The organism is Pseudomonas sp. HD6515, assembly GCF_024971855.1.
Taxonomy (GTDB): Bacteria; Pseudomonadota; Gammaproteobacteria; order Pseudomonadales; family Pseudomonadaceae; genus Aquipseudomonas; species Aquipseudomonas alloputida.
This window is the reverse complement of record NZ_CP079827.1, coordinates 3,156,313-3,179,605: the sequence shown is the minus strand read 5'-3', so window position 1 is coordinate 3,179,605 and position 23,293 is coordinate 3,156,313. Positions and strand designations below refer to the sequence as shown.

Annotated in this window: 24 protein-coding genes and 2 pseudogenes; 5 read left to right on the top strand and 21 right to left on the bottom strand. The window is 63.2% G+C overall.

Annotated features, from left to right (window positions below; translation table 11 throughout):
• Positions 1–412: 412 nt before the first annotated feature.
• From KW568_RS14685 to KW568_RS14670, 4 genes are read right to left on the bottom strand one after another with little or no spacing between them, the layout of a single operon-like run.
• Positions 413–1,366: a lysylphosphatidylglycerol synthase domain-containing protein gene (locus KW568_RS14685; RefSeq protein ID WP_004374481.1), complete on the bottom strand. Its 954-nt coding sequence runs from the start codon at positions 1,364–1,366 to the stop codon at positions 413–415.
• Positions 1,366–2,568 carry a cardiolipin synthase ClsB gene (gene clsB / locus KW568_RS14680; RefSeq protein ID WP_004374483.1) on the bottom strand — a complete coding sequence of 401 codons (1,203 nt, stop codon included), beginning with the start codon at positions 2,566–2,568 and terminating at the stop codon, positions 1,366–1,368. Before clsB ends, KW568_RS14685 begins: the two co-directional genes overlap by 1 nt.
• The gene (locus tag KW568_RS14675) at positions 2,565–3,338 is read right to left on the bottom strand and encodes an endonuclease/exonuclease/phosphatase family protein (protein ID WP_004374485.1); all 774 of its coding nucleotides are present in this window, start codon (positions 3,336–3,338) and stop codon (positions 2,565–2,567) included. Before KW568_RS14675 ends, clsB begins: the two co-directional genes overlap by 4 nt.
• On the bottom strand, positions 3,335–4,387 hold the full coding sequence (locus tag KW568_RS14670) for a DUF72 domain-containing protein (RefSeq protein WP_004374486.1): 1,053 nt from the start codon (positions 4,385–4,387) through the stop codon (positions 3,335–3,337). The genes KW568_RS14675 and KW568_RS14670 overlap by 4 nt, the downstream gene beginning before the upstream one ends.
• A 124-nt stretch (positions 4,388–4,511) precedes the next feature.
• Between KW568_RS14670 and KW568_RS14665 the strand changes: the two genes are divergently transcribed.
• Positions 4,512–5,063, top strand: coding sequence for an ATP-dependent Clp protease proteolytic subunit (locus KW568_RS14665; protein ID WP_004577388.1), 552 nt, complete (start codon positions 4,512–4,514; stop codon positions 5,061–5,063).
• 1 nt (position 5,064) lies between these two features.
• Here the strand turns inward: KW568_RS14665 and KW568_RS14660 are convergent, their stop codons facing one another.
• Positions 5,065–5,463: an NUDIX hydrolase gene (locus KW568_RS14660; RefSeq protein WP_004577387.1), complete on the bottom strand. Its 399-nt coding sequence runs from the start codon at positions 5,461–5,463 to the stop codon at positions 5,065–5,067.
• 292 nt (positions 5,464–5,755) lie between these two features.
• On the opposite strand from KW568_RS14660, the pseudogene KW568_RS14655 reads away from it, so the two are divergent.
• Together KW568_RS14655 and KW568_RS14650 are read left to right on the top strand one after the other, a co-directional pair.
• Positions 5,756–5,926 (top strand): annotated as a pseudogene (locus KW568_RS14655) (general stress protein); the annotation flags it as partial.
• A gap of 149 nt (positions 5,927–6,075) precedes the next feature.
• Complete coding sequence (locus tag KW568_RS14650; RefSeq protein ID WP_004374494.1) at positions 6,076–6,345, top strand: DUF6555 family protein; 270 nt, start codon at positions 6,076–6,078, stop codon at positions 6,343–6,345.
• Between the two features lie 78 nt (positions 6,346–6,423).
• On the opposite strand, the gene KW568_RS14645 is transcribed toward KW568_RS14650, so the two are convergent.
• From KW568_RS14645 to paaF, 16 genes and pseudogenes are all read right to left on the bottom strand, one after another.
• Positions 6,424–6,594: a hypothetical protein gene (locus KW568_RS14645; RefSeq protein WP_156336245.1), complete on the bottom strand. Its 171-nt coding sequence runs from the start codon at positions 6,592–6,594 to the stop codon at positions 6,424–6,426.
• 245 nt (positions 6,595–6,839) lie between these two features.
• Positions 6,840–8,894 (bottom strand): phenylacetic acid degradation bifunctional protein PaaZ, encoded by a 2,055-nt coding sequence (gene paaZ / locus KW568_RS14640; protein WP_259536347.1) that lies wholly within the window; start codon positions 8,892–8,894, stop codon positions 6,840–6,842.
• A gap of 37 nt (positions 8,895–8,931) precedes the next feature.
• On the bottom strand, positions 8,932–10,164 hold the full coding sequence (locus KW568_RS14635) for an OprD family porin (RefSeq protein ID WP_004577384.1): 1,233 nt from the start codon (positions 10,162–10,164) through the stop codon (positions 8,932–8,934).
• 39 nt (positions 10,165–10,203) lie between these two features.
• Positions 10,204–11,772, bottom strand: a pseudogene (locus KW568_RS14630) (cation acetate symporter); the annotation flags it as partial.
• Entirely contained in the window at positions 11,763–12,071 is a 309-nt protein-coding gene (locus KW568_RS14625) for a DUF485 domain-containing protein (protein WP_004374508.1), read from the bottom strand. The gene KW568_RS14625 and the pseudogene KW568_RS14630, both read right to left, overlap by 10 nt.
• A gap of 140 nt (positions 12,072–12,211) precedes the next feature.
• Entirely contained in the window at positions 12,212–13,288 is a 1,077-nt protein-coding gene (gene paaE, locus KW568_RS14620; RefSeq protein WP_004577382.1) for a 1,2-phenylacetyl-CoA epoxidase subunit PaaE, read from the bottom strand.
• Between the two features lie 15 nt (positions 13,289–13,303).
• Positions 13,304–13,837, bottom strand: a complete 534-nt coding sequence (gene paaD, locus KW568_RS14615; RefSeq protein WP_004577381.1) for a 1,2-phenylacetyl-CoA epoxidase subunit PaaD — start codon at positions 13,835–13,837, stop codon at positions 13,304–13,306.
• A complete protein-coding gene (gene paaC / locus KW568_RS14610) occupies positions 13,824–14,582 on the bottom strand; it encodes a 1,2-phenylacetyl-CoA epoxidase subunit PaaC (protein WP_004577380.1) in 759 nt (252 codons plus the stop codon). The genes paaD and paaC overlap by 14 nt, the downstream gene beginning before the upstream one ends.
• Before the next feature lie 8 nt (positions 14,583–14,590).
• Positions 14,591–14,872, bottom strand: a complete 282-nt coding sequence (gene paaB, locus KW568_RS14605; RefSeq protein WP_004374528.1) for a 1,2-phenylacetyl-CoA epoxidase subunit PaaB — start codon at positions 14,870–14,872, stop codon at positions 14,591–14,593.
• 25 nt (positions 14,873–14,897) lie between these two features.
• On the bottom strand, positions 14,898–15,887 hold the full coding sequence (paaA, locus tag KW568_RS14600; RefSeq protein WP_004374531.1) for a 1,2-phenylacetyl-CoA epoxidase subunit PaaA: 990 nt from the start codon (positions 15,885–15,887) through the stop codon (positions 14,898–14,900).
• Between the two features lie 223 nt (positions 15,888–16,110).
• Complete coding sequence (gene paaK / locus KW568_RS14595; protein ID WP_004577379.1) at positions 16,111–17,430, bottom strand: phenylacetate--CoA ligase PaaK; 1,320 nt, start codon at positions 17,428–17,430, stop codon at positions 16,111–16,113.
• 121 nt (positions 17,431–17,551) lie between these two features.
• Positions 17,552–18,772, bottom strand: a complete 1,221-nt coding sequence (gene pcaF, locus KW568_RS14590) for a 3-oxoadipyl-CoA thiolase (RefSeq protein ID WP_004577378.1) — start codon at positions 18,770–18,772, stop codon at positions 17,552–17,554.
• Complete coding sequence (paaI, locus tag KW568_RS14585; RefSeq protein WP_004374538.1) at positions 18,765–19,205, bottom strand: hydroxyphenylacetyl-CoA thioesterase PaaI; 441 nt, start codon at positions 19,203–19,205, stop codon at positions 18,765–18,767. The genes pcaF and paaI overlap by 8 nt, the downstream gene beginning before the upstream one ends.
• On the bottom strand, positions 19,198–20,715 hold the full coding sequence (gene paaH / locus KW568_RS14580) for a 3-hydroxyacyl-CoA dehydrogenase PaaH (protein ID WP_004577377.1): 1,518 nt from the start codon (positions 20,713–20,715) through the stop codon (positions 19,198–19,200). Before paaH ends, paaI begins: the two co-directional genes overlap by 8 nt.
• A 2-nt stretch (positions 20,716–20,717) precedes the next feature.
• Entirely contained in the window at positions 20,718–21,509 is a 792-nt protein-coding gene (gene paaG, locus KW568_RS14575; RefSeq protein WP_004374541.1) for a 2-(1,2-epoxy-1,2-dihydrophenyl)acetyl-CoA isomerase PaaG, read from the bottom strand.
• Between the two features lie 34 nt (positions 21,510–21,543).
• Positions 21,544–22,317, bottom strand: a complete 774-nt coding sequence (gene paaF, locus KW568_RS14570; protein WP_004577376.1) for a 2,3-dehydroadipyl-CoA hydratase PaaF — start codon at positions 22,315–22,317, stop codon at positions 21,544–21,546.
• Between the two features lie 137 nt (positions 22,318–22,454).
• Here paaF and KW568_RS14565 point away from each other — a divergent pair, with 137 nt between their 5' ends.
• Complete coding sequence (locus KW568_RS14565; protein ID WP_140400497.1) at positions 22,455–22,691, top strand: hypothetical protein; 237 nt, start codon at positions 22,455–22,457, stop codon at positions 22,689–22,691.
• Positions 22,664–23,263 (top strand): phenylacetic acid degradation protein PaaY, encoded by a 600-nt coding sequence (gene paaY / locus KW568_RS14560; RefSeq protein ID WP_004374546.1) that lies wholly within the window; start codon positions 22,664–22,666, stop codon positions 23,261–23,263. Before KW568_RS14565 ends, paaY begins: the two co-directional genes overlap by 28 nt.
• Positions 23,264–23,293: the final 30 nt, after the last annotated feature.

Here is a 23,293-nt window from a genome sequence, read left to right as displayed (position 1 = left end):
CAGCCCTTTCACCCGATCGCCCAGTCCTTTGGGCCTCGGGTGTTGCGCGGAGTTGGTTTCTTGGCGCGCCCCCCCGTAGGAGCGGGTTTACCCGCGAACACCGGCAAAGCCGGTGCCATGCAACGTGCTGCCTGCTTCGCGGGTAAACCCGCTCCTACATTTACGGCGCATGGCTCGCGCCGGGTTGGTTTCTTGGCGCGCCCCCCCGTAGGAGCGGGTTCACCCGCGAACACCGGCAAAGCCGGTGCCATGCAACGTGCTGCCTGCTTCGCGGGTAAACCCGCTCCTACATTTACGGCGCATGGCTCGCGCCGGGTTGGTTTCTTGGCGCGTCCCCCCGTAGGAGCGGGTTCACCCGCGAACACCGGCAAAGCCGGTGCCACGCAGCCAGCTCCAGCGCACTCGGCCACTTTCAGGTCTGAGCAGGCTTGTCGCGCCGGCGCATGGCTTTGGCGCGCTTTTCCAGGATCAGGTAGGTCACCACCGCCAACAGCAGCGGAATCAGGTAGTACAACGTGCGGTAGCCGAGCAGGGCAGCCACCAGCGTGCCCTGGGCCATCTGCCCGTGCAGCAGGGCCAGAAACACCGCTTCCAGCACGCCCAGCCCCGCAGGAATATGCGCCACCACACCGGCCACGCAACTGATCAGCAGGATGCCGAGAATCGATGGGTAGAACGCTTCACCCGGCAGCAACCAGAAGATCAGCAGCGCCATCAGTGCCCAGTTGCTGGCACCCAGCGCCACCTGGCACAGCGCCAGACGCAGCGAGGGCAGCGTCACTTCGTGGTCGCGCCAGCACCAGGTGCGCTTCTTGGCGAAACCACAGGCCAGCAGGTAGCCGCCCGCAATCGCCAGCAACAGCAGGCCGATCAGGCGCAGGCCTGTAGTGCCCACCGCCCAGTTGCCGGGCATCTCGACCAGGCCCAGGGCAAATACGGTGCCGGCCAGCAGCATATAGCCCATCCAGTTGGTCAACAGCCCTAAGGTGAGGATTCGTGTAATGGTCGCGGTATCCAGGCCCAGTCGGCCGTAGAGTCGGTAGCGCAAGGCAACCCCGCCTACCCAGGTCGTGAAGTTGAGGTTGAAGGCGTAGCACACGAACGCGACTGGCAGGACTTGCCGGACAGGTAGCGTATGGCCCGTGTAAGCCCGGGCCAGCAGGTCGTAACTGGCGAACGCGAGGTAGCTGCTCAACGCGATCGCCAAGCCGATAGCAAGGGTGCCAGGCTTGTAGGCCAGCAAAGACTGGCGCACTTCGTTCCAGTCCAGGTTGCGCGCCAGCAGGTACAGCAGCACAGGGATCAGGATCAGAAACGCGAGCGTGAACACGCGTTTGCCCCAGGTCTGCCAGCTTTTGCGCGCCATCAGGAGTTGCCCTCGTGCAAGTTGCCCTGGGGTTCGGCTTCCGGCTGCACCGAGCGTAAACGCTGCCGGTGCGCAGGGAACCAACCCGCAATGCGGGGGAAGTGGCGGATCACGTGGAAGCACACGAAGATCAACGGTGCTCGCCACCAGTAGCCGCGAATCATGCGCTCCAAGGTCACCGGTTTGCATTGCTCGCTGGCCAGTGCGTGCAAATGCTGGTGCAGTTGCTGGTTGAAGGCCCGATCACGAATGAACAGGTTGGCCTCCAGGTTGAACGACAGGCTCAAGGGGTCGAGGTTGCTGGAGCCAACGGTGGCCCATTGGTCGTCCACCAGTGCCACCTTGCCGTGCAACGGCCGCTGGCAATACTCATGAATCTTCACGCCGTCGCGCAGCAGGTAGTTGTACAGCAGGCGCGACAATGCACGGACCCAGCGCATGTCGGGCTGGCCCTGCAAGATCAACCGAACCTCCACGCCACGCCGGGCCGCGTTGCGCAGCTCACGCATCAGTCGGTAGCCTGGAAAGAAATACGCATTGGCGACCACAATGCGTTGCCGGGCTTTACGAAACGCCTGAAGGTAGTGTGCCTCGATATCGGTGCTGCGCATGCCGTTGTCACGCTCGATCAACACCGCACTGCTGCTTCCGGCGGGCTCGGTAACCGGGCGTACTGCACTGGGGGGCTGCAGCACGGGAGACATCAGGCGCTTACTGGCTGCATGGACCTGCGCCACGACCGGCCCAGTGACCTCCACGGCATAGTCCTGCTTGGCCATGGCACCAAAGTCGCCTAAATGGTCGGCGCTGTAGTTGATACCGCCGATGAAGGCCCGCTCACCATCGACCACCACGATCTTGCGGTGCAAACGGCGAAACAGGTTGGTGCGCATGCCCAACAACAGGGGCTGTGGATCGAACGCGTGAAAGCTTACACCCGCGTCGGTCATCGCTGAAATGAACTCAGCCGGCAGCTCGGCTGTGCCGTAGCCATCCGCGGCCACTTCCACGCGTACTCCGCGCCGGGCAGCCTCGATCAACACCTGCTGCAATTGCTTGCCCACTTTGTCGTCGAAGATGATGAAGGTTTCCAGCAATATTTCTTCCCGCGCCTGGGCCATGGCCTCGAACACGCGGGGGTAGTACTGCTCGCCATTGATCAGCAACTGCACACTGTTGCCATCTACCCAAGGTCGGTTCACAGGTTGATCTCCGCAGCCAGTGGTACGTGGTCGGACAAATGCGACCACGGGTATTTGGACAGCACCTGGGCAGCCCCCGGCATCGCGTTTCGCAAGTAGATGCGGTCCAGGCGCAACAACGGCAGGCGCGCGGGAAAACTGCGCGCCGGGGTGCCGAAGGCTTCTGTCAGGTGTTCGCTGAGCACCGCGTCCGCCTTCAGCCGCCAGTCGTTGAAGTCGCCGGCGATGATGACCGGCGCGTTGGGCGGCAGGCTGGCCAGCAGGTCCAGCATCAGCTTCACCTGGCGCTGCCGGTGTGCTTCGCGCAGGCCCAGGTGTACGCATACCGCATGCACCTCGTCATGGCCCGGCACCTCCAGCTGGCAATGCAGCAGGCCACGCTGTTCATTGCCCTGCACCGACACATCCAGGTTGTTGAAGCGGCTGATGGGGAATTTCGACAACAGCGCGTTGCCGTGGTCGCCATGGGGATACACCGCATTGCGGCCATAGGCGAACTGCGGCCACATGCTGTCGGCCAGAAACTCGTACTGCGGCGTTTCGGGCCAGGCAGGGTGGCGCAGGGCATGCTGCTGATGACTGCCGTGCACCTCTTGCAAAAACACCAGGTCGGCGCCGGTGGCCCGTACGGCCTCGCGCAACTCGGGCAAAATGAAGCGCCGGTTGAAGAAGGTGAAGCCTTTGTGCACGTTCAGCGTCAACACATTGAGCCGGCGTACAGCGGTCACCTTGTCGATGATGCAGCGTGGGGCGGGCAGGGGCTTGTTCACAAGGCCACCTCCGGCACCACGCCTGGCTCGGTCATCAGCTCATGGTCCAAGGACAGCTTTTCCAGCAAGCGCCTGGCGTCGTATGGCGCGTGCACCTTCTGGTCATTGTCGAAGTAGCAGTACACATCCCGTGCCGCACACCGAGGCGGCGGCCCCGGCACGATCAGGCGGGCATCGTCCGCCTGCTTACCTTCACTCCATTGTTGGATACGCTGCTTCCAGCGCCGCAGCGCGCGTGCGGTATATCCGCTGCTGTACAGCTCCACGTCCCCGTGCAGGCGCATGTAGACGAAGTCGGCGGTCACATCTTCGACACAGGGCCATTTGCCGGCGCTGTCGGCCACTACCAGCGCCACGCGATGCTTGCGTAACAGCTTGATGAAGGCTTCGCAGAGGAAACTCTCGTGGCGGATTTCCACGGCGTGACGCAAGCGTGCATTGCCCTTGATGGCAAGGCTGCCATTACCCTTCAGGCGCTCGGCGCAGCCTTGGGCGCGTTCAAGGGCCGCTTTGCGGGTGTGTGGCAGCAGCGCCAGAAACCGGGCAAAACGGTCTTCATCGAACTTCATGTTGGGAGGGAACTGCCACAGGAACGGCCCGAGCTTTTCGCCCAACAGCAGCGGCCCGGAGGCGAAAAAATTGGCCACTGGCTCTTCGATGTCCTTCAGCCGCCGCACATGGGTGATATAGCGCGGCCCCTTGACCGCGAACACGAAGCCGTCCGGCGTTTCTTCACGCCAGCCCAGATAGCGCTCGGGCGTTTGCAGGCTGTAGAACGAGCCATTGATCTCGATGCTGTTCACCGCCCGTGAAGCGAATGCCAGTTCATCGTCCTGTCTCAGGCCTTTGGGGTAGAAGTCCTTGCGCCAGGGGCCATAGCGCCACCCGGAGATACCGATGCGAATATCGCTCACGCTGCCGTCCTCACTGCCGGTTCCTTGTTCGGTCGCTCTGAAAGTGCGACCGGCAAAGGCCGGCGAGGGTTCACAACGCTTGACCAACGGAAATGCTGACGCCGAGTTGAACTTTGCGGCAGCTGGCGTCTCCACCGCATACCCGTTTCCTGGCAGGGTGCCCGGATGACATTCGAGCCTTTCTCCCACTGCCAGATGGCCGGGCTGGGCGACGATGTGCAAAAGCACAAGCAATGACCTGCCACCCGCGGAGGCAAGCATGGCCAGACATATCATCCACTTCACCGGGCCGATCAATTCGTCTACCTGCGGCAACCTGATCACGACCTGCTCACGGGCATTGCAACAGGGTGCCGAGCTTCTGCAACTGAACATCGCCACCATGGGCGGCGAATGCAGCTATGGCTTTACCCTGTACAACTTTCTGCGGGGGTTACCCGTGGAGGTGCATACCCACAACCTGGGTACGGTGGAATCCATGGGCAATATCCTCTTCCTTGCCGGAGCGCGACGCACGGCTTGCAGTTTCAGCAAGTTTCTTTTCCACCCGTTTCATTGGACCTTGCATGGTTCGGTGGACCATTCGCGGATGTCCGAGTATGCGATGAGCCTGGATTACGACCTGCGCCTGTATGCGCAGATCGTGGCCGAGCGCACGAAAGGCGCGGCCGAGGTTTTGGATGTACCGCGTTATCTAATGGCCTATCCAAGGATACTGGCGCCGCGGGAGGCGCTGGAAAGCGGAATGATCCATGCAATCGACGAGATGCCGATCGCGTCAGACGCCGTTCAGTGGAGTGTGCATGCCTAGCTTACCGAACGGACGCCGCCGTGCCCGCGTCACAAGCCAGCAAGGAGCGGATCAGGGCCTTGATCTCGCCCTTCACCACAGCCACCTGATCCAGGTGGGCAAAGCGGCAGTCGGCAATTTCGTGCCGGGCCTTGGGCTGCGGTGCGTCGGCAAACTCCGCTGCGAACACGTAATGCACACGCTCTGGCGTTTCGTGGCGCATCAACAAAACCAGCGATTCAGCCTGTAGCCCAGTCTCTTCCAGCAACTCCCGCTGCGCGGCCTGCATCGGCGTCTCGCCGGGTTCGATCTTGCCGCCTGGAAGGGTCCAAGGCGCCTTGGGCTTTCTCACCCACAACCACTTATGGCGCTGCTTGCCATGCCGGCAAATGATGGTGGCGCGATGCTTGACTGGTTTCATTCCGGCTCCTGGGCGATTCCTTTATTGCATGAAGTTTCGGCCCTGGATGGCAATAAACGTTGCGTTGAAGCTGACGAACGGTCACTTCCATTACGCAAACAGCCTGCCTGCATGTTTTTAGTGCCACCGGTCAGCTGATTGTAAAACCATTGAGCACAGCGACCGATCGGGGGCTCGGAAGCTAGGCATGGCATCGATTCATGCGATCAGCCAATCCATCGCAAGGAGAAACGACATGGCGCAGGACCAAGAGCGAACCCGCCAGCGCGGCGGCACCAAGGAAACCAACCCAGGTAACTTTGCCAATGACCGCGAGAGGGCATCGCGCGCTGGCCACAAGGGTGGCCAGGCATCTGGCGGCAACTTTGCCAACGACCGCCAACGGGCATCGGAAGCCGGACGCAAGGGGGGGGCGCAACAGCCACCGCGCAGGCCGCAGCCAGTGAGAGGGAGCTTTCGCTGAACGCCAGCTCCCCATAGGTGCCCAGCAGCGATTTCGGGGTAACCGCCCCGGAGTCGCGCCATGACATTTTGTTGGACAAAATTTTGAATCTTCTGGCCACCGCCCGATCAATCAAAATGTCATCCATGGAGAAGAGGAGGCCCCCTGCGATGCCTAGTCCACAGCTGTACATAATCGATTACAAACTGCATGACCAGCCGCGCAGTTTCATCATTCGTCTGGAACGCCTGGACAATGCCGAGGCTTGGCATTGGGCAAGTTGTGATGCGGGCATCGGCATCATTCCCAAGTTCGGTCGCGAGAAAATCAGGAAGGTCAGTCGGCCGATGGCCGAGCGTTACGGCATTACCGCCGTGAGCTGGCGGATTTCGGGAAGCAAACCCAACCAGTCGGTGGGCGATCCGGCAGCGATGGTTTAATAGCTCGCCTGCAACCGGTAAAAGAAACTGCAGGAACGGACGTGCCCGCTCCTGCAGGATACGCTGATACTCACCGTGTCAGGCGCCAGACTCAGGGTCGCTGGCCGGGACGCCGGGCCGGTTTTCCTTATCATCAGTCACATTGGGGTCGGTATCTGGGTCGTCTGCCCGATCATTGCGTCGATCCGGCTCCAGCTCCGGCCAGTCATCTTCAACATTGCCGCCACCCATTCGCAGTAGGGAATCCATTGCGCAGTCCTCGTTGATGGTCCTCATGAATTGAGAGCTACAGGTGCACGCCAGAGGTTCACTGAGCATTGGCAGTCGCTGACCAACGGTTTAGATGCCTGCATGCTTCACTGCAGCCACGTACGTGTACTGATCCCAAGTGCCTTGAACCGCTACCGACCTCTTCGCGGGTGAACCCGCTCCAACAAGGGCGCTGTACCGGTCAGAGGCGGCTTGTCCGAGAAGAGGCCAGTAGCTTCAACCCATCATGCTGGCTTTTTCAGCACCAAGGTCAGGATGTCATAGCTGGCCACTAGCTCACCCAGCTGATTGGTCACCTCCACATCCCACGCCACCACCCCCTGCGGCTGCCCCAGCGGGCTGGTCTTGCCTTGGTCGATCTTGCGCTTGCAGGTCAGGCGCGCCTGGATGGTATCGCCAATGCCCACCGGGTTGATGAAGCGCAGGGTGTCCAGCCCATAGTTGGCCAGCACCGGTCCGGCACCGGGCGACACAAACAGCCCGGCCGCTGCCGACAGTACGAAGTAACCGTGGGCAATGCGTTTACCGAACTGCGACGCCTTGGCGGCGATTTCGTCGAAGTGCATGTAGAAATGGTCGCCTGACAGGCAGCCGAAATTGACCAGGTCAGCTTCTGTCACGGTGCGGCGATGGGTGAGCAGCGACTCGCCGATACGCAGCTGCTCGAAGTAGCGACGGAACGGGTGCACGTCGGTTTCGATCACTTCGCCGCCGCGCACGTACTCGCCGGTGACCGCCGTGAGCATGCTCGGCGAGCCTTGTACGGCGGCGCGCTGCAGGTAATGCTTGACCGCACGCAGGCCACCCAGCTCTTCACCACCACCGGCGCGGCCCGGGCCACCGTGCTTGAGCTGCGGCAGCGGCGAGCCGTGCCCAGTGGACTCCTTGGCAACCTGGCTATCGAGCACCAGCAGACGGCCATGCCAGGCAGCAGCCACCGGGATAGCCTTGGCGGCCACGCTGCGCTCGGCGGTGACCAGGGTCGCCACCAGGCTGCCTTTGCCACGGGCAGCCAGTGCCAAGGCTTCGTCGAGGTCGTCATAGGCCATCAGCGTACTGACCGGGCCGAACGCTTCGATATCGTGGGCGCCGCCCTCGGCATGTGGGTCGCGGGCCTGCAACAAGGTTGGCGCAAAGAACGCGCCTTCAGCCACGCCTTCGCCACGCGGGGCAAAGCCATCGCTGGCGCCGAACAGCTGATCACAACTCTGCAGCAGGCTGCGCACCCGCTCGCCGACATCGCGCTGCTGGTCATGGGAGGCCAGGGCCCCCATGCGCACACCTTCCAGGGACGGGTCGCCAACCACGACCTTGCTCAAGCGCTCGCGCAGGCGGGTGGCGACGGCATCCAGGTGCCTGGCCGGGACGATCGCACGGCGGATGGCGGTGCACTTCTGCCCGGCTTTAGTGGTCATTTCACGCACCACTTCCTTGATGTACAGGTCAAACTCTTCGCTGTCCGGTGTCACGTCCGGGCCGAGGATGGCGCAGTTGAGCGAGTCGGCCTCGGCAGTGAACGGCACCGAGTTGCGAATCAGGTTGGGCGTCACGCGCAATTTGGCAGCGGTATCGGCGGACCCGGTGAAGGTCACCACGTCCTGCCCCTGCAGGCGGTCGAGCAGGTCGCCGGTGCTGCCGATAACAAGCTGCAGGCTGCCTTCGGGCAGCAGGCCGGAGGCATTCATCAGGCGTACCACGGCCTCGGTCAAATAGCTGGTCGAGGTCGCCGGCTTGACGATGCAGGGCATACCGGCCAGGAACGTCGGGGCAAACTTTTCCAGCATGCCCCAGATAGGGAAGTTGAACGCGTTGATGTGCACCGCAACGCCTGCCCGTGGCACCAGGATGTGACTACCGGCGAAATGGCCTTGTTTGCCCAACGGTATGGCAGGCCCTTCGTGCACCAGGTTACCCGACGGCAGCTCGCGGCTGCCGATGCCGGCATAGGAGAACAGCGTGGCGTTGCCGCCTTCGATGTCGATCCAGCTGTCGGCCCGGGTGGCGCCGCTGTGGTGCGACAGGGCGTAGAGCTGCTCCTTGTGCTCGGCCAGGTACAGGGCCAGGGCTTTGAGGCGTTGGGCACGTTGTTGGAAATCCATGCCCATCAGCGAGGCAAGACCGCGTGCACGCGCGTAGTCCACAGCTTCGGCGAAGTCCGGGCGCTCTTCATGGCTGTAGGCCAGGACGTGGCCGTCGAGGGCGCTGCGCAGGGCCTGGGCGCCGTGCTGGCCGAGCCAACGGCCGGCGATGAAACTTTGCAGAGTAGGGGCGGCAGACATGCTGTTCTCCATGCTGTTCAAAATGTGAGAGGCGCTGTTACCACAGCGCCAGGGTGTAGCCGATGATCAGGCGGTTTTCGTCCACGGCGTTGGTCAGGCCGTTGCCGGAGCGGAAGGTGACATTGCGCCAGCGCAGGCTGACGTCCTTGAACGGGCCACTCTGGATGACATACGTGATGTCGGTGTCGCGCTCGCGCTCACGGCCATTGGTCACGGTGGCAGTTTCCGCGTGGCGACCGTCGGTGTAGCGGGTCATGAAACTCAGGCCGGGGATGCCCATGGCAACGAAGTCGTAGTCGTAACGCACTTGCCAAGCGTCCAGCCCGGCCCGGGTAAAGGTGTTATAGGTGACCAGGTTGACGGTGAACGGGTCGCCGCCGTTGACGAACGGGAAGGCGCTGTCACCCGACATCTGCTGCCAGGTGGCGGTGAACTTGTGTGCCCGCACGCCCAGGGTGAACATGGCGTTGAAGTTACGGTTGTCGATGTTGCCGGCACGCTCGGCACCGTCGTTGCGGCTGTCGAAGTAGCGCAGGTCACTGCGCAGGCTCAGTCCTTCTGCCAGTGGGCGGGTGTCGATCAGACCGACGAACTGCTGACGGTAGATGTCCTGGAGCTTGGCGTAGTAATAGCTGACCGTGGTTTGCGGGGTGATGGCGTAGCTGCCACCGCCAAAGTCCAGGTGGTCACTGCTGGCAGCGCCATAGCCGATGTCGTCGCGGCCAGACGAATCCCGCAGGTTGGCCTTGGTCAGGCGTCCGGCATTGAAGGTGAGGCCATCGAGGTCCTGACTGGTGAGCAGGCCACCCTGGAAGGTGGAGGCCAGCAGGCGGGTGTCGTTGTACACCACCACCGGCAGGATCGGCTGCAAGGTGCCCAGCCGCAAGGTGCTCTTGGACACGCGAACCTTGCCGGTCAGGCCTAGCTCGCTGTAGTCATCGACCGGTTCGTGGCTGTTCGGGCCAAAAGGCAGCAGGCCGGTGTTGCGACGGTCGCGGCTGGAGTCGAGCTTGATGCCCAACTGGCCCAGCGCGTCCACGCCAAAGCCGACCGGGCCCTCGGTAAAGCCCGACTCCAGCTTGGCGGTAAAGCCTTGGCCCCATTCCTCGGCCTTGGCCTGCGGGGCGTTGCTCTGGCGAAAATCACGGTTGATGTAGTGGTTGCGCAGCTCCAGGCGTGCATGGCTGTCGCCGATGAAGTCGGCCAGCGCGGGCATCGGCAGGGCGAAGGTGGCCAGCCAGGCGGCTGACAGGAAGTGTGTGCGGTTCATTGTTGTTGTTTTACCCGACATGTCTGTTCGTCCTTGAAGTCAGTGTTTACTGGCGCCAGCCGCACCGATACCGGTCATGGAGCGGATGAACTGGCCCAGGTAGCGACCACGCTCTTCGACGGCACGTTCGGAGGTGTCGGTAACCGAGAACACCCAGGCACTGAGGAAGGCCAGGCTCATGGAGAACAGCGCAGGGTTGCTGTAGGGGAACAGCGCCGTTTCGTTGTGCAGCACGTTGACCCACACCGCCGGGCCCAGCACTACCAACAGCACCGCCGAGACCAGCCCGGCCATGCTGCCGCACACCGCGCCGCGGGTGGTCAGGCCTTTCCAGAACATGGAAAGGAGCAGCACCGGGAAGTTGACCGAAGCGGCCACCGCCAGCACCAGGCCGGAAAGGAAGGCAATGTTCTGCGACTCGAACATCAGGCCCAGGATCACCGCCAGCAGGCCGATGACCAGCGTGGCAATGCGTGACACGCGCATTTCCTCTTGCTCGGTCGCCTTGCCTTTGCGCATCACGCAGGCATACAGGTCGTGGGACACCGCCGATGCCCCGGACAGCGCAAGGCCAGCGACCACAGCCAGAATGGTGGCGAAGGCGACGGCAGAGATGAAGCCCAGGAACAGGTTGCCACCCACGGCCTGGGCCAGGTGCACGGCGACCATGTTGCCGCCACCGATGATGGCGCCAGTGGCGTCGCGGTAGGACGGTTCAGTGCCGACCATGACGATGGCGCCAAAGCCGACAACGATCAGCAGCAGGTAGAAGTAACCAATGAAACCGGTGGCGTAGAACACGCTCTTGCGTGCTTCCTTGGCATCACTGACAGTGAAAAAGCGCATCAGGATATGCGGCAGGCCAGCGGTGCCGAACATCATGCCCAAACCGAGGGAAATGGCGTCCACCGGGTTGGACAACAAGCCGCCTGGGGCCATGATCGCCTGGCCCTTGGCATGCACGGCCACGGCACTGGCAAACATGGCCTCGGTGCTGAAGCCGAAGTGCTTGAGCACCATGAAGGCCATGAAACTGGTGCCTGAGAGCAGCATTACTGCCTTGATGATCTGCACCCAGGTGGTGGCGAGCATGCCCCCGAAGGTGACATAGGCAACCATCAGCACACCGACCAGCATCACGGCGTACAGGTAGCTGATGCCGAACAGCAGCTCGATCAGCTTGCCGGCGCCGACCATTTGCGCCACCAGGTACATCAGCGCCACCACCAGGGTGCCGAAAGCCGAGGTCAAGCGCACCGGGGTTTGCGCCAGCCGGTAGCTGACTACGTCGGCAAAGGTGTACTTGCCCAGGTTACGCAGGCGCTCGGCAATCAGGAACAGGATGATCGGCCAGCCCGCCAGGACACCGAGGGCATACAACAGGCCGTCGTAGCCGTTCATGAACATCATCGCGGAAATGCCCAGGAACGAAGCGGCACTGATCATGTCGCCAGCGATCGCCAGGCCGTTCTGCATACCGGTCAAGCCGCCGCCGGCGGTGTAGAAGTCACTGGCCGAGCGGGTGCGCAGGGCAGCCCAGCGGGTGACCAGCAGGGTGAAGCAGACAAACACCATGAACATCGAAATGGCGGTCCAGTTCATTGTGCGCACTCCTGCTTGACCTTGTCGTTGAGCGGGTCGAGCACGTTGTTGGCGCGGTGCACATAGATGCCGGTCAGGGCAAAGGACAGCAGCACCATCAACACGCCCACCAGCATGCCGACCGTGGTCACGCCGCCGCTGAGGGACTGGCCGAGGGTGCTGGGCGAAAACGCAACCAGCAGGACGAAGCCGTAGTAGACCACCAGCATGGCCAGGGTCAGGCTGCCGTTGAGGCGGCGCTTGCGCCGCACCAGGTGCTGGAAGTCGGGGTGGTTGGCGATGCTTTCTATGCGTTCGGGTGTCATGGCAAGCGATCTCTTGGTTTTGTAATTGTTGTGTTGAGGTCACGCGGGGTATTGCGTTGTTGCTTAGGCCCTCTTCGCAGGTAAGGATGCTGCCCCAGGCCCTGTAGGAGCGGGTTTACCCGCGAAGCAGTCGACTCGGTCTACAACTGGTCGAAGTCCAGCACCACCTTGTCGCTCACCGGGTAGGTCTGGCACGACAGCACATACCCGGCCGCCACTTCGTAGTCTTCGAGGGCATGGTTGCTGTCCATCTCCACTTCGCCCTCGATCACCCGGCACTTGCAGGTGGAGCACACGCCGGCCTTGCACGAGTAGGGCAGCTCGGCACCAATGGCGTTGCCGGCGTCGAGCACGTTCTGGGTGTTGCGCGGCAGGTCGAAAGCAAGGGCGCGGCCGTCGCTGATCACGGTGATGTGGCTAAGCGCCGAATCCACCTGGCGTGCCGCCTCACGGGCTTCGCGGCGGGCCTCGCTGCCGGCGGCGGCGAACAGCTCGAAGTGAATGCGTTCCTTGGCCATGCCGTTGGCCTGCAGGCTGTCACGCACGGTCTCGGTCATCGCCTGCGGGCCGCAGATGAATGCCGCGTCCAGCCCGGCAACGTCCAGCCAGCGCGAAAACAGCTGGCCGCATTTGTCGGCGTCGATGCGGCCGTTGTACAGGTCGACGTCCTGCTGTTCGCGGCTGAACACGAAAATCAGGTTCAAGCGGTCGAGGTAACGGTTTTTCAGGTCTTCGAGCTTGTCGCGGAACAGCGCCCCCGAACTGGAGCGGTTGCCGTACAGCAAGGTGAAACGGCTGTGCGGCTCGCTGGCCAGCGTAGTGGCGATGATCGACAGTATCGGGGTGATGCCGCTGCCGGCGGCCACCCCCAGATAGTTGCCCTGGCGAGCCGGGTCCAGCGGCACGAAGAAGCTGCCCGATGGCGGCATTACTTCCAGCTGCTGGCCTTCCTTGAGCACTTCATTGGCAAACGCCGAGAAGCGCCCGCCCGGTACGCGCTTGACGGCCACGCGCAGTTCGCCGTCCTGTACGGCGCTGCAGATGGAGTAGGAGCGGCGGACTTCTTCGTTATCCAGCTGGGTGCGCATGACCAGGTACTGGCCCTGAGTGAAGCGGAACTGGTCCTGCAGGTGCTCGGGCACATCGAAGGCAATCGATACCGCATCACGGGTCTCATTGCGCACTTGCTTGATGGTCAGGCTGTGAAACTGGCTCATGGTGGTCTCCACGGCTCAAATGCATTTGAAATAGTCGAATGGCTCCAGGCACTCGCGGCAGCGGTACAGCGCCTTGCAGGCCGTGGAGCCGAACTGGCTGAGCAATTCGGTATGGGCGCTGCCGCATTGCGGGCAGCACACCTGGGGGGCTTCGCCGAGCAGGCTGCGCTTGCTGGCGCTGCCTTGCGGCGGCGCAATGCCATATGCGCGCAGGCGCTCGCGGCCCAGTTCGCTGATCCAGTCGGTGCTCCAGGCCGGGGTCAGCCGGCGCTCCAGGTCTGGCGCGGTGAAACCGGCCTGTTCCAGCGCCTGGCGGATATCCCCTTCGATGACTTCGGTGGCCGGGCAGCCAGAGTAGGTCGGGGTGACCACCAGGTGCAGGTGGCCGGCGCGCCAATCGACATCGCGCACGATCCCCAGGTCGACCACGCTGACCACCGGCACTTCAGGGTCCATGACCTGGCCCAATACCGCCCAGGCACGAGCCAGGTCGTCGCCTTGCTGTGCCCGCGCGCCGCGGTCGCCGGCAATCAGTTCACCAGGTTGCATCGGGGTAGGCCCTTGGCAGGAACTGCATTTCGGCCAGCAGCAGGCCCAGATGCTCGGTGTGCAGGCCTTTGCGGCCATCCAGGTAGAAGTGGCTGGCGGCCTTGGGCAGCGGCAGTTCGACCGAAGCAAACGTCGCGGTGACCTGCTTCAGCCAGGTGGCGCCGACGGTAGCTGGATCGGCGCCGATACCGCATTCGGCCAGACGGACTTCGTTGTCGCTGCCAGCGGTGAGTTCAACGGTGAAGCGCCACAGCACCGGGATAGCGGCAAGCATGCGCTGGCGGCTGGCATCGGTACCACCGCCCAGGCGTTGTACCCATTCGCTGGACCGGCGCAGGTGGTAGGTGACTTCCTTCAGGGCCTTGGCGGCAATCCCGGCGATTCGCGCGTCGCTGGACTCGACCAGCTCCTGCAGCACGGCGAAGTGCCACGCGTCGTAAAGGAACTGCTTGGTCATGGTCACGGCAAAATCACCGTTGGGTTGCTCAACCAGCAGCAGGTTGCGGTAGGCGCGCTCGTCACGGCGGAACGCCAGGGCATCGGCATCCCGGCCATCGTCGAGTAGCTCGGCGGCATACTCCAGCCAGTTGCGGGCCTGGCCGACCAGATCGAGGCCGACGTTCATCAGGGCCAGCTCTTCCTCGATGGCCGGGGCGCGGCCACACCACTCACAGGGGCGCTGGCCCTGGACCAGGGCGCTGTCGCCGAGCAACAGCAGATAGGGGATAAGGGCTTCTTTATGCATGGCCCACCTCACATGTGTCCGACTTCGTCGGGCAGCTCGTAGAAGCTGGCATGGCGATAGACCTTGTCGTCCGAGGGGGCGAACAGCGGGTCTTTCTCGTCGGGGGAGGAGGCGGTGATCAGCGCCGATGGTACCACCCACAGGCTCACACCTTCGCTACGGCGGGTGTAGAGCTCGCGGGCGTTCTCGATGGCCATGGCGGCATCGGCGGCGTGCACGCTGCCGACATGCTTGTGGTTAAGGCCGTGCTTGCTGCGCACGAACACTTCGTAGAGGGTCCAGACAGACATTTTCGATCTCCGCATCAATCGCCGCTCAGGCGGCGTTCTTGTTCTGTTGCTTGCGCGCATAGGCCACGGCGGCCTCGCGTACCCAGGCGCCATCCTCGATGGCCTTGCGCCGGGTGGCGACACGTTCCAGGTTGCACGGGCCATTGCCCTTGATCACTTCGTAGAACTCGTCCCACTGGATTTCGCCAAAGTCGTAGTGGCCGCGCTCGGCGTTCCACTTCAGCTCAGGGTCAGGCGCAGTGCAGCCAAGCAGCTCCAGCTGCGGCACGGTCTGGTCGATGAAGCGCTGGCGCAGTTCGTCGTTGGTCTGGCGCTTGATCTTCCAGGCCATCGACTGGGCGCTGTTGGGCGAGTGTTCATCGCTCGGGCCGAACATCATCAGCGCCGGCCACCACAGGCGGTTGATGGCGTCCTGAACCATGTCGCGCTGGGCTTGGGTGCCCTGGCGCATCATGGTCAGGAGCATTTCGTAGCCCTGCCGCTGGTGGAAGCTCTCTTCCTTGCAGATACGGATCATCGCGCGGGAGTAGGGGCCGTAAGAGGTGCGCTGCAGCACCACCTGATTGACGATGGCGGCGCCATCCACCAGCCAGCCCACAGCGCCCATGTCGGCCCAGCTGAGGGTGGGGTAGTTGAAGATGCTCGAGTACTTGGCCTTGCCGCTGTGCAGTTTGTCGATCTCTTCGTCGCGGTCAGCCCCCAGGGTTTCCATGGCGCTGTACAGGTACAGGCCGTGACCGGCTTCGTCCTGAATCTTGGCCATCAGCTGCAGTTTGCGCTTGAGGCTTGGGGCACGGGTAACCCAGTTGCCTTCAGGCAGCATGCCGACGATTTCAGAGTGGGCGTGCTGGGAGATCTGCCGGATGAGGGTCTGGCGGTAGGCCTCGGGCATCCAGTTCTTGGCTTCGATCTTGATTTCGGCGTCGATCTTTTCCTGGAAGTTGCGTTCCTCGGGGGACATTTCTTCCAGCGTCTTGACGCGCTTGACTCCGGTTTCCACTAGCTGTGCGTACATGTGCTGCGACTCCTGCTAAGGCATGAGTCATTTGTAAGCGATACAAAACATAACGTCAAACACATTTATGTGTATCAAGTGATATTTGTGTATCACATTGCCGGCCAAGGGGCTGTTGCAGCCCACTCTCGGCACAAGGCTGCGCCTGCATCGCGTGCCCGAGGGAACGCAGGCAAAAAAAAGGCCCCGGGCAATGCCGGGGCCGAAATGGCAGCCGATTGGGTCAGCTGGCCAACCGTTTGTCGAACACATGGCACGCCTTGCCCTCGGAGCGCTTGAGCGTGCCGCAGGGGTGCAGGTGCACCTGGGTGCTGATGCCGATGTAAGTCTTGATCTGTTTGGTCAACTCCCCGACGACCAGCTTGCGCTGGCCTTCGTCAAGGTGCTGGCACTCTGCGCGCAGTTCCACATGCACTTGGACACTGTCCAGGTTTCCATTGCGATACAGATGGATCTCATACAGCTCTGAAAGCTGTTTTATTTTTAGGACCTGTTCCTCGATCTGGGTCGGGAACACATTGACCCCGCGAATGATCAGCATGTCGTCACTGCGGCCGGTGATCTTGCCGATCCGCCGCATTGGCCGAGCGGTGCCGGGCAGCAGCCGGGTGAGGTCACGGGTGCGGTAGCGCACCATCGGCAATGCCTCTTTGCTCAGCGAGGTGAATACCAGCTCGCCCAGCTGGCCATCCGGCAGTACCTCGCCGGTGGCAGGGTCGATGATCTCGGGATAGAAGTGGTCTTCCCAGATGGTCGGGCCGTCTTTGGTCTCGATGCACTCCATCGCCACGCCGGGGCCCATGATCTCCGACAGGCCATAGATATCGAGGGCATTGATGCCCAGGCGCTGCTCAATTGAACGGCGCAGCTCGTCGGTCCACGGCTCGGCACCAAAAATGCCCAGGCGCAGCTTGAGGTGGTGGGGGTCGATGCCCTGGCGCTCGATTTCATCAGCCAGGTTGAGCATGTAGGACGGGGTGACCATGATGATGTCGGGCTGGAAGTCGCGAATCAGCTGCACCTGCTTTTCGGTCTGGCCACCGGACATGGGGATCACGGTGCAGCCCAGGCGCTCAGCGCCGTAGTGCGCGCCGAGCCCGCCAGTGAACAGCCCGTAGCCGTAGGACACATGCACCTTGTCACCTTTGCGCCCGCCGGCCGCACGAATCGAACGGGCAACCACGTTGGCCCAGGTGTCGATATCGTTCTGGGTGTAGCCGACCACCGTCGGCTTGCCGGTGGTGCCACTGGAGGCATGCAGGCGCACCACTTCTTCCTGGGGCACGGCGAACATGCCGTAGGGGTAGTTGTCGCGCAGGTCGTTCTTGCCGGTGAAGGGGAACTTCGCCAGGTCTTCCAGGCACTTGAGGTCATCGGGGTGGGCGCCGCTCTCGGCAAAGCGCTGGCGGTACAACGGCACATTGTCGTAGGCGTGCTTCAGGCTCCAGCGCAGACGCTCCAGCTGGTGCTGGCGCAGGGCGTCGACGCTGGCGGTTTCCATCGGGTCCAGCAGGGCACGATCGGCATCATGGTACATGTTCATGGCTTCACTCGAATTGTTCTTGTACGCCGCGCGCCAGCGGTTGCAGGCCACGCGGTGAGTGTCATGGAGGCAGCATATACGGCTGCGTTCAGTTCGGTAACAAGCGCAGGGCCCGAACCGCTCAGAGGCGCTCGATGATCATGGCGATGCCTTGACCTACACCGATGCACATGGTGCACAGGGCGTAGCGGCCGGCCGTTTCTTCAAGCTCGTGCAAGGCAGTGGTCACCAATCGAGCACCGCTCATGCCCAGTGGATGGCCCAGGGCGATGGCGCCGCCGTTGCGGTTGACGCGTGGGTCGTCGTCGGCCAGGCCCAGTTCGCGCAACACGGCCAGCCCTTGGGCGGCAAAGGCCTCATTGAGTTCGATGACATCCAGGTCAGCCAGTGCCAGGCCGGTGAGCGCCAGCACCTTGCGGGTCGCAGGCACCGGACCAATACCCATCAGCCTGGGCTCAACCCCGGCCACCGCCATGCCGACGATGCGACCGCGGGCCTTCAACCCATGGCGGCGGGCCGCGGCGCTGTTGGCCAGCAGCAGGGCGCAAGCGCCGTCATTCACGCCGGAGGCATTACCCGCCGTTACGCTGCCGCCTTCACGAAACGGCGTCCCGAGCCGAGCCAGCTGCTCCAGGGTCGTGTCGCCGCGCGGGTGCTCGTCATGCTCGACCACTTTGGCTGGGCCTTTGCGTTGCGGGATTTCGACCGGCACGATTTCCCGCGCCAGGCGGCCGCAGGCCTGAGCTGCTGCGGCTTTGTGCTGGCTGCGCAGGGCAAAGGCATCCTGATCGGCGCGCGAGATGCCGAACTGTTCAGCCACGTTTTCGGCGGTTTCCGGCATCGAATCGATGCCGTAGGCGGCCTTCATCAGCGGGTTGACGAAACGCCAGCCGATGGTGGTGTCGAACAGCTCGGCCGCACGGCCGAATGCCTGTTCCGACTTACCCATCACAAACGGCGCACGCGACATGGACTCTACACCACCGGCCAGCATGAGCCCCGCTTCACCGCAGCGCAGGGCACGTGCCGCATTGCCGATGGCATCCAGGCCGGAACCGCACAGGCGGTTGATCGTGGTCCCTGGTACTTCGAGTGGCAGCCCGGCCAGCAGGCTCGCCATGTGGGCCACGTTGCGGTTGTCTTCGCCGGCCTGGTTGGCACAGCCGAAGATAACGTCATCAATGGCTTTCCAGTCCAGTTCGGGGTGACGCTGGATCAAGGCTTTGAGCGGGATGGCCGCCAGGTCGTCGGCGCGCACGCTGCTCAGGGCCCCGGCATAGCGGCCAATGGGGGTACGCACGGCGTCGATGATCAAGGCATCGGCGTGGGTCGGTTCATTCATCTTGCGTCTCCTGCGCCAGCACGGTGCCGCGCACTTTGTAGGATTTGCCATGGAACATCGCCACCAGCTCACCGCGCTGGTTGTCGATGCGCACGTCGTACAGGCCGGTGCGGCCTTTGCGGCTGACTTCGCTGGCGTGGGCGGTGAGCACGTCATCGCGCAGCGCCGGGGCCAGGTAGTCGATGGTGCAGCCCAGCGCCACCGTGGCCTGGTCGTAGCTATTGCAGGCGAAGGCGAACGCCGAATCGGCCAACGCGAACAGGAAACCGCCATGGCAGGTGCCATGCCCCTGGATCATGTCGGCACGTACCGCCATGCGCAGGCTGGCCCGGCCTGGGCCGGCATCCAGCAGGCTGATGCCCAGGCCCTGAGTGGCCGGGTCGCGGGCGTACATGGCGTCGGCACAGGCTTGTGCCAGTTGCACTTCAGTCATGCAGGGTGCCTCCTTTGGCTTCACAGCGGCGCAATAACAGGGAAGGGCGGTAGCGGCTCTCGCCGTAGCTGCGCTGCAGGTTGTCGAGCACGCGCAGGGTATGGGCAATACCGATGTTCGCCGCCCAGGCCAGCGGGCCGCAGGGGTAATTGACGCCAGCGCGCATGGCCAGGTCGATGCCGGCGGCGCTGCCGACGCCCTGAAGCACCGCATCGGCGGCCTCGTTGGCGAGCATTGCCACGGTGCGCAGTACCACCAGGCCGGGCAGGTCGGCGACACCGGTCACTTTCAGGCCGGCACGCTGCAGCAAGGCTACGGCTTGGTCGCGGGCGCTGTCAGTGGTATCGGCGGACCAACTGATGGCAAGGCGGGTGGCGCTGCTGTAGTCCAGCGCCAGGTCGAGCAGCACAAGGTTGCGCAGGCCGTCTTCGCGGGCGCGCTGGCTGGCCAGGCGGCCATCGGACAGGGCCAGGGTGGCATCGCCCACCTGAATCAAGCCACTACCGGCGCGCTGGGTCACGGCAATGCCGCTTTGGCGCAGGCGCTCGACCAGCGGTTGCATCACCCCCAGGTTGCCCTCGACCGCGCAGGCCTCTGCGCAGGCGGAGCTGTGCAGTTCCGCCGGCTGCGGGCGCTCGACGCCTTCGGCATAGCGATAGAAGCCTTGGCCGGTCTTGCGCCCCAGGCGACCGGCGTCCACCAGTTCCTTCTGCACCAGCGAAGGCTGGAAGCGGAAATCGCCATAGAAAGCATCGAATACTGAACACGTGACAGCGTAATTGACGTCATGGCCAATCAGGTCGGTCAGCTCGAACGCCCCCATGCGAAAGCCGCCAGCGTCACGCATCAGCGCATCCAGGCTGGCGCAATCGGCGGCACCTTCCTGCATCAGGCGCAGGCTTTCGGCATAGAACGGCCGCGCTACACGGTTGACGATGAAACCCGGTGTAGAGCGCGCATGGACCGGCTGCTTGCCCCAGGCCTGGGCAGTGGCGTAGATGCGTGCGGCCACTGCCGGGTCGGTTGCCAGGCCCGACACCACCTCGACAAGCGCCATCAGCGGTGCCGGGTTGAAAAAGTGCATACCGACCAGGTGCTGCGGGCGTTCAAGGCCAGCGGCGAGGCTGGTGATGGACAGTGACGAAGTGTTGCTGGCAAGGATACAGTCGGCTGCGCACAGGGTTTCGAGCTGGCCGAACAACGCCTGCTTCACCTGCAGGTTTTCGACGATGGCTTCAATGACCAGGCCGGCATCTGCCAAGGCGTCGAGTGTATCGACCGGGCACAGGCGGGCATTGATCGCTTCGCGTTCAGCGGCCGGCAACGTTCCTTTGTCCACCAGCCGGGCCAGTTGGCGATCGATACCCGTCACCGCCTGGGCGGCAGCACCCGGGCGGTTGTCGTAGAGTTTGACGGGGTGGCCGGCCTGGGCCGCGACCTGGGCGATACCGGCGCCCATGGCGCCGGCACCGATCACCGCCACCTGCACATTGCTTGCGAGTGCGCCCATGTTCAGCGCCCCTTGAAGGCTGGCGTGCGTTTGTTCATGAAGGCGCTCACGCCTTCGCGGTAGTCCTCGCTGCGCCCGGCCAGGCGCTGCAGGTCTCGCTCCAGCTCCAGCTGCGCCTCAAAACCGTTGTCGAAACTGGCATTGAGGCTGCGCTTGATCAGTGCCAGGCCGTAGGTGGGCTGGGCGGCGAGCTGGCGGGCGAGGGTGAGGGCTTCGTCACGCAGCGCGGCATCATCCACCACGCGGTGGATCAACCCCCATTGCTCGGCCTGTTCGGCGCCAAGGCGCTCGCCCAGCATGGCCAGCGCCTTGGCCCGGGCCATACCGACCAAGCGCGGCAGCAGCCAGGTACCACCGGAGTCCGGCACCAGGCCGATCTTGCAGAAGGCCTGGATGAAACTGGCCGAGCGGGCGGCCAGCACCAGGTCGCAGGCCAAGGGAATGTTGGCACCGGCACCGGCCGCCACGCCGTTGACCGCACAGATCACCGGCAAAGGCAGGTCGCGCAGGGTGCGTACCAGCGGGTTGTAGAACTTGTCGATCGATTGGCCCAGGTCCGGCATTTCGGCGCCTGGGGCAACGTTGCGGTCGGACAGGTCCTGCCCGGCGCAGAAGCCGCGGCCTTCAGCCGTCAGCAGCAGCACCCGCGCGTCACTGCTTTGGCGCACTTGCTTGAGCGCTTCGCGCACCTCCAGATGCATGGCCGTATTGAAGCTGTTCAGCTGCTCGGGGCGGTTCAATGAAAGGAAGGCAACGCCGTCCTCGATGGAAAACAGGATGTGCTGGAAAGTCATGACAGACTCGCTCCGTCAGTCGAGAGAATGATGGTCAGCGCCCCTGGAAACGGGCTTGACGCTTTTCCTGGAAGGCGCGGATGCCTTCATCGCGGTCGGCGGTGCCAGCCAGCAGGGTGAAGGCATGGCGCTCGAAGCGCAGGCCGCTGGCCAGGTCGGTATCACCGGCCTTCAGTAACGCCTCCTTGGCCAGGCGCACGGCCAGCGGCGCTTTGGCGGCGATGCTGCGGGCAACCTGCATGGCGCGTTCTACGGTGAGTTCGGGCTGGGTGATTTCGCTGACCAGGCCGGCCTGCTGGGCGCGGTGGGCAGTGATGGCTTCCCCCGTCAGTACCATCTGCATGGCCAACGGCTTACCGACGGCACGCAACAGGCGCTGGGTGCCGCCAGCACCGGGGATGATGCCAAGGTTGATTTCCGGCTGGCCGAAACGGGCGTCGGTACCGGCGATGACGATGTCGGCGCACATTGCCAGTTCACAGCCGCCACCCAGGGCATAGCCGTTGACTGCGGCAATCAGCGGTTTGGCGAATGCGGCGATGCTTTGCCAATGCGCTACGCGCGGGTCATTGAGGATGCCGACCAGGTCGCGATCAGCCATCTCGCGGATGTCGGCGCCTGCGGCGAATGCTTTGGCACTGCCGGTAATCACTGTGGCCCGGACATGCTCGTCGTCCCCGGCAGCCTGCAGCGCAGCAGCCAGTTCTGCCAGTAGCTCGGTGCACAGGGCATTCAAGGCCTCGGGCCGTTGCAGGGTAATGAGCTGAACGCCGTGTTCGGGCGCCTGCACATCGATATATCGCGGCATGTCGGGTTCCTCTGGCTGCACGCACGGCACATCGCGTGGCCGGCATTTTTTGGAATTGTTTGCAGGGGCGTAATGCGGGATCACGACCAGGTGAGGTCAGTATATGCTCTATGTGATACATCAATGCAAGTTTCAAAATGTATTCGCGTATCTCTTTTTTATTTTCCAGCGGCCAAAGCCGCAGAGCAATGCCTGCAGAAGAATCGGTTCATCTGGTTATTTTCTGGTATTTAACGCTGGTTTTTGCCTGGCAGAATCAAATCAACACAAGTGATACACGATTGACGACCAAACAGCTTCTGATACAAGATCGAAAGAAATTTCAAATCATTTCAGGAGTGATGCCATGCCTTGCTATCGACTGGACGGCCTGACGCCCGTGGTTCACCCGACAGCCTACGTGCACCCCAGTGCAGTCCTGATCGGCGACGTCATCGTTGGACCCCGCTGCTACATCGGCCCACTGGCATCGCTCAGGGGCGATTTCGGCCGCATCGTGCTGGAGGAGGGTGCCAACTTGCAGGACACCTGCGTGATGCACGGTTTCCCGGGGGGCGACACCGTAGTAGAGCGTAACGGGCACATCGGCCATGGCGCCGTGCTGCACGGCTGCCGAGTGGGCGAAGACGCGTTGGTCGGCATGAACGCCGTGGTGATGGATGGCGCCCATGTAGCACCACGTTGCATTGTCGCGGCCACTGCCTTCGTCAAGGCAGGCTTCGAATGCGCGGCGCAGAGCCTGGTGATGGGGTCGCCAGCCCAGGTCAAACGCCCACTGACCGATCAGGAGCTGGCCTGGAAACAGCGCGGGACGGCGGAGTACCAGCACCTGGCGCAGCGCTGCATGAACAGCATGGTCGAATGCCCGCCGCTGGCCGAGGCAGAGCCGGGACGCCCGCGCATGGAAGACACCGGGGTCAGGCCCAAGGGCCAGGCGAGCGCATGAGCCTGGCAGCGACACGCAATGGCCAGGCGG

Bases quoted from the DNA above. Each gene is read 5' to 3' on its own strand.
- KW568_RS14685 (WP_004374481.1), bottom strand. From the start codon at position 1,366: ATGGCGCGCAAAAGCTGGCAGACCTGGGGCAAACGCGTGTTCACGCTC.
- KW568_RS14665 (WP_004577388.1), top strand. From the start codon at position 4,512: ATGGCCAGACATATCATCCACTTCACCGGGCCGATCAATTCGTCTACC.
- KW568_RS14660 (WP_004577387.1), bottom strand. From the start codon at position 5,463: ATGAAACCAGTCAAGCATCGCGCCACCATCATTTGCCGGCATGGCAAG.
- KW568_RS14650 (WP_004374494.1), top strand. From the start codon at position 6,076: ATGCCTAGTCCACAGCTGTACATAATCGATTACAAACTGCATGACCAG.
- KW568_RS14645 (WP_156336245.1), bottom strand. From the start codon at position 6,594: ATGGATTCCCTACTGCGAATGGGTGGCGGCAATGTTGAAGATGACTGG.
- paaZ (WP_259536347.1), bottom strand. From the start codon at position 8,894: ATGTCTGCCGCCCCTACTCTGCAAAGTTTCATCGCCGGCCGTTGGCTC.
- KW568_RS14635 (WP_004577384.1), bottom strand. From the start codon at position 10,164: ATGAACCGCACACACTTCCTGTCAGCCGCCTGGCTGGCCACCTTCGCC.
- KW568_RS14625 (WP_004374508.1), bottom strand. From the start codon at position 12,071: ATGACACCCGAACGCATAGAAAGCATCGCCAACCACCCCGACTTCCAG.
- paaE (WP_004577382.1), bottom strand. From the start codon at position 13,288: ATGAGCCAGTTTCACAGCCTGACCATCAAGCAAGTGCGCAATGAGACC.
- paaD (WP_004577381.1), bottom strand. From the start codon at position 13,837: ATGCAACCTGGTGAACTGATTGCCGGCGACCGCGGCGCGCGGGCACAG.
- paaC (WP_004577380.1), bottom strand. From the start codon at position 14,582: ATGCATAAAGAAGCCCTTATCCCCTATCTGCTGTTGCTCGGCGACAGC.
- paaB (WP_004374528.1), bottom strand. From the start codon at position 14,872: ATGTCTGTCTGGACCCTCTACGAAGTGTTCGTGCGCAGCAAGCACGGC.
- paaA (WP_004374531.1), bottom strand. From the start codon at position 15,887: ATGTACGCACAGCTAGTGGAAACCGGAGTCAAGCGCGTCAAGACGCTG.
- paaK (WP_004577379.1), bottom strand. From the start codon at position 17,430: ATGAACATGTACCATGATGCCGATCGTGCCCTGCTGGACCCGATGGAA.
- pcaF (WP_004577378.1), bottom strand. From the start codon at position 18,772: ATGAATGAACCGACCCACGCCGATGCCTTGATCATCGACGCCGTGCGT.
- paaI (WP_004374538.1), bottom strand. From the start codon at position 19,205: ATGACTGAAGTGCAACTGGCACAAGCCTGTGCCGACGCCATGTACGCC.
- paaH (WP_004577377.1), bottom strand. From the start codon at position 20,715: ATGGGCGCACTCGCAAGCAATGTGCAGGTGGCGGTGATCGGTGCCGGC.
- paaG (WP_004374541.1), bottom strand. From the start codon at position 21,509: ATGACTTTCCAGCACATCCTGTTTTCCATCGAGGACGGCGTTGCCTTC.
- paaF (WP_004577376.1), bottom strand. From the start codon at position 22,317: ATGCCGCGATATATCGATGTGCAGGCGCCCGAACACGGCGTTCAGCTC.
- KW568_RS14565 (WP_140400497.1), top strand. From the start codon at position 22,455: ATGTATTCGCGTATCTCTTTTTTATTTTCCAGCGGCCAAAGCCGCAGA.
- paaY (WP_004374546.1), top strand. From the start codon at position 22,664: ATGCCTTGCTATCGACTGGACGGCCTGACGCCCGTGGTTCACCCGACA.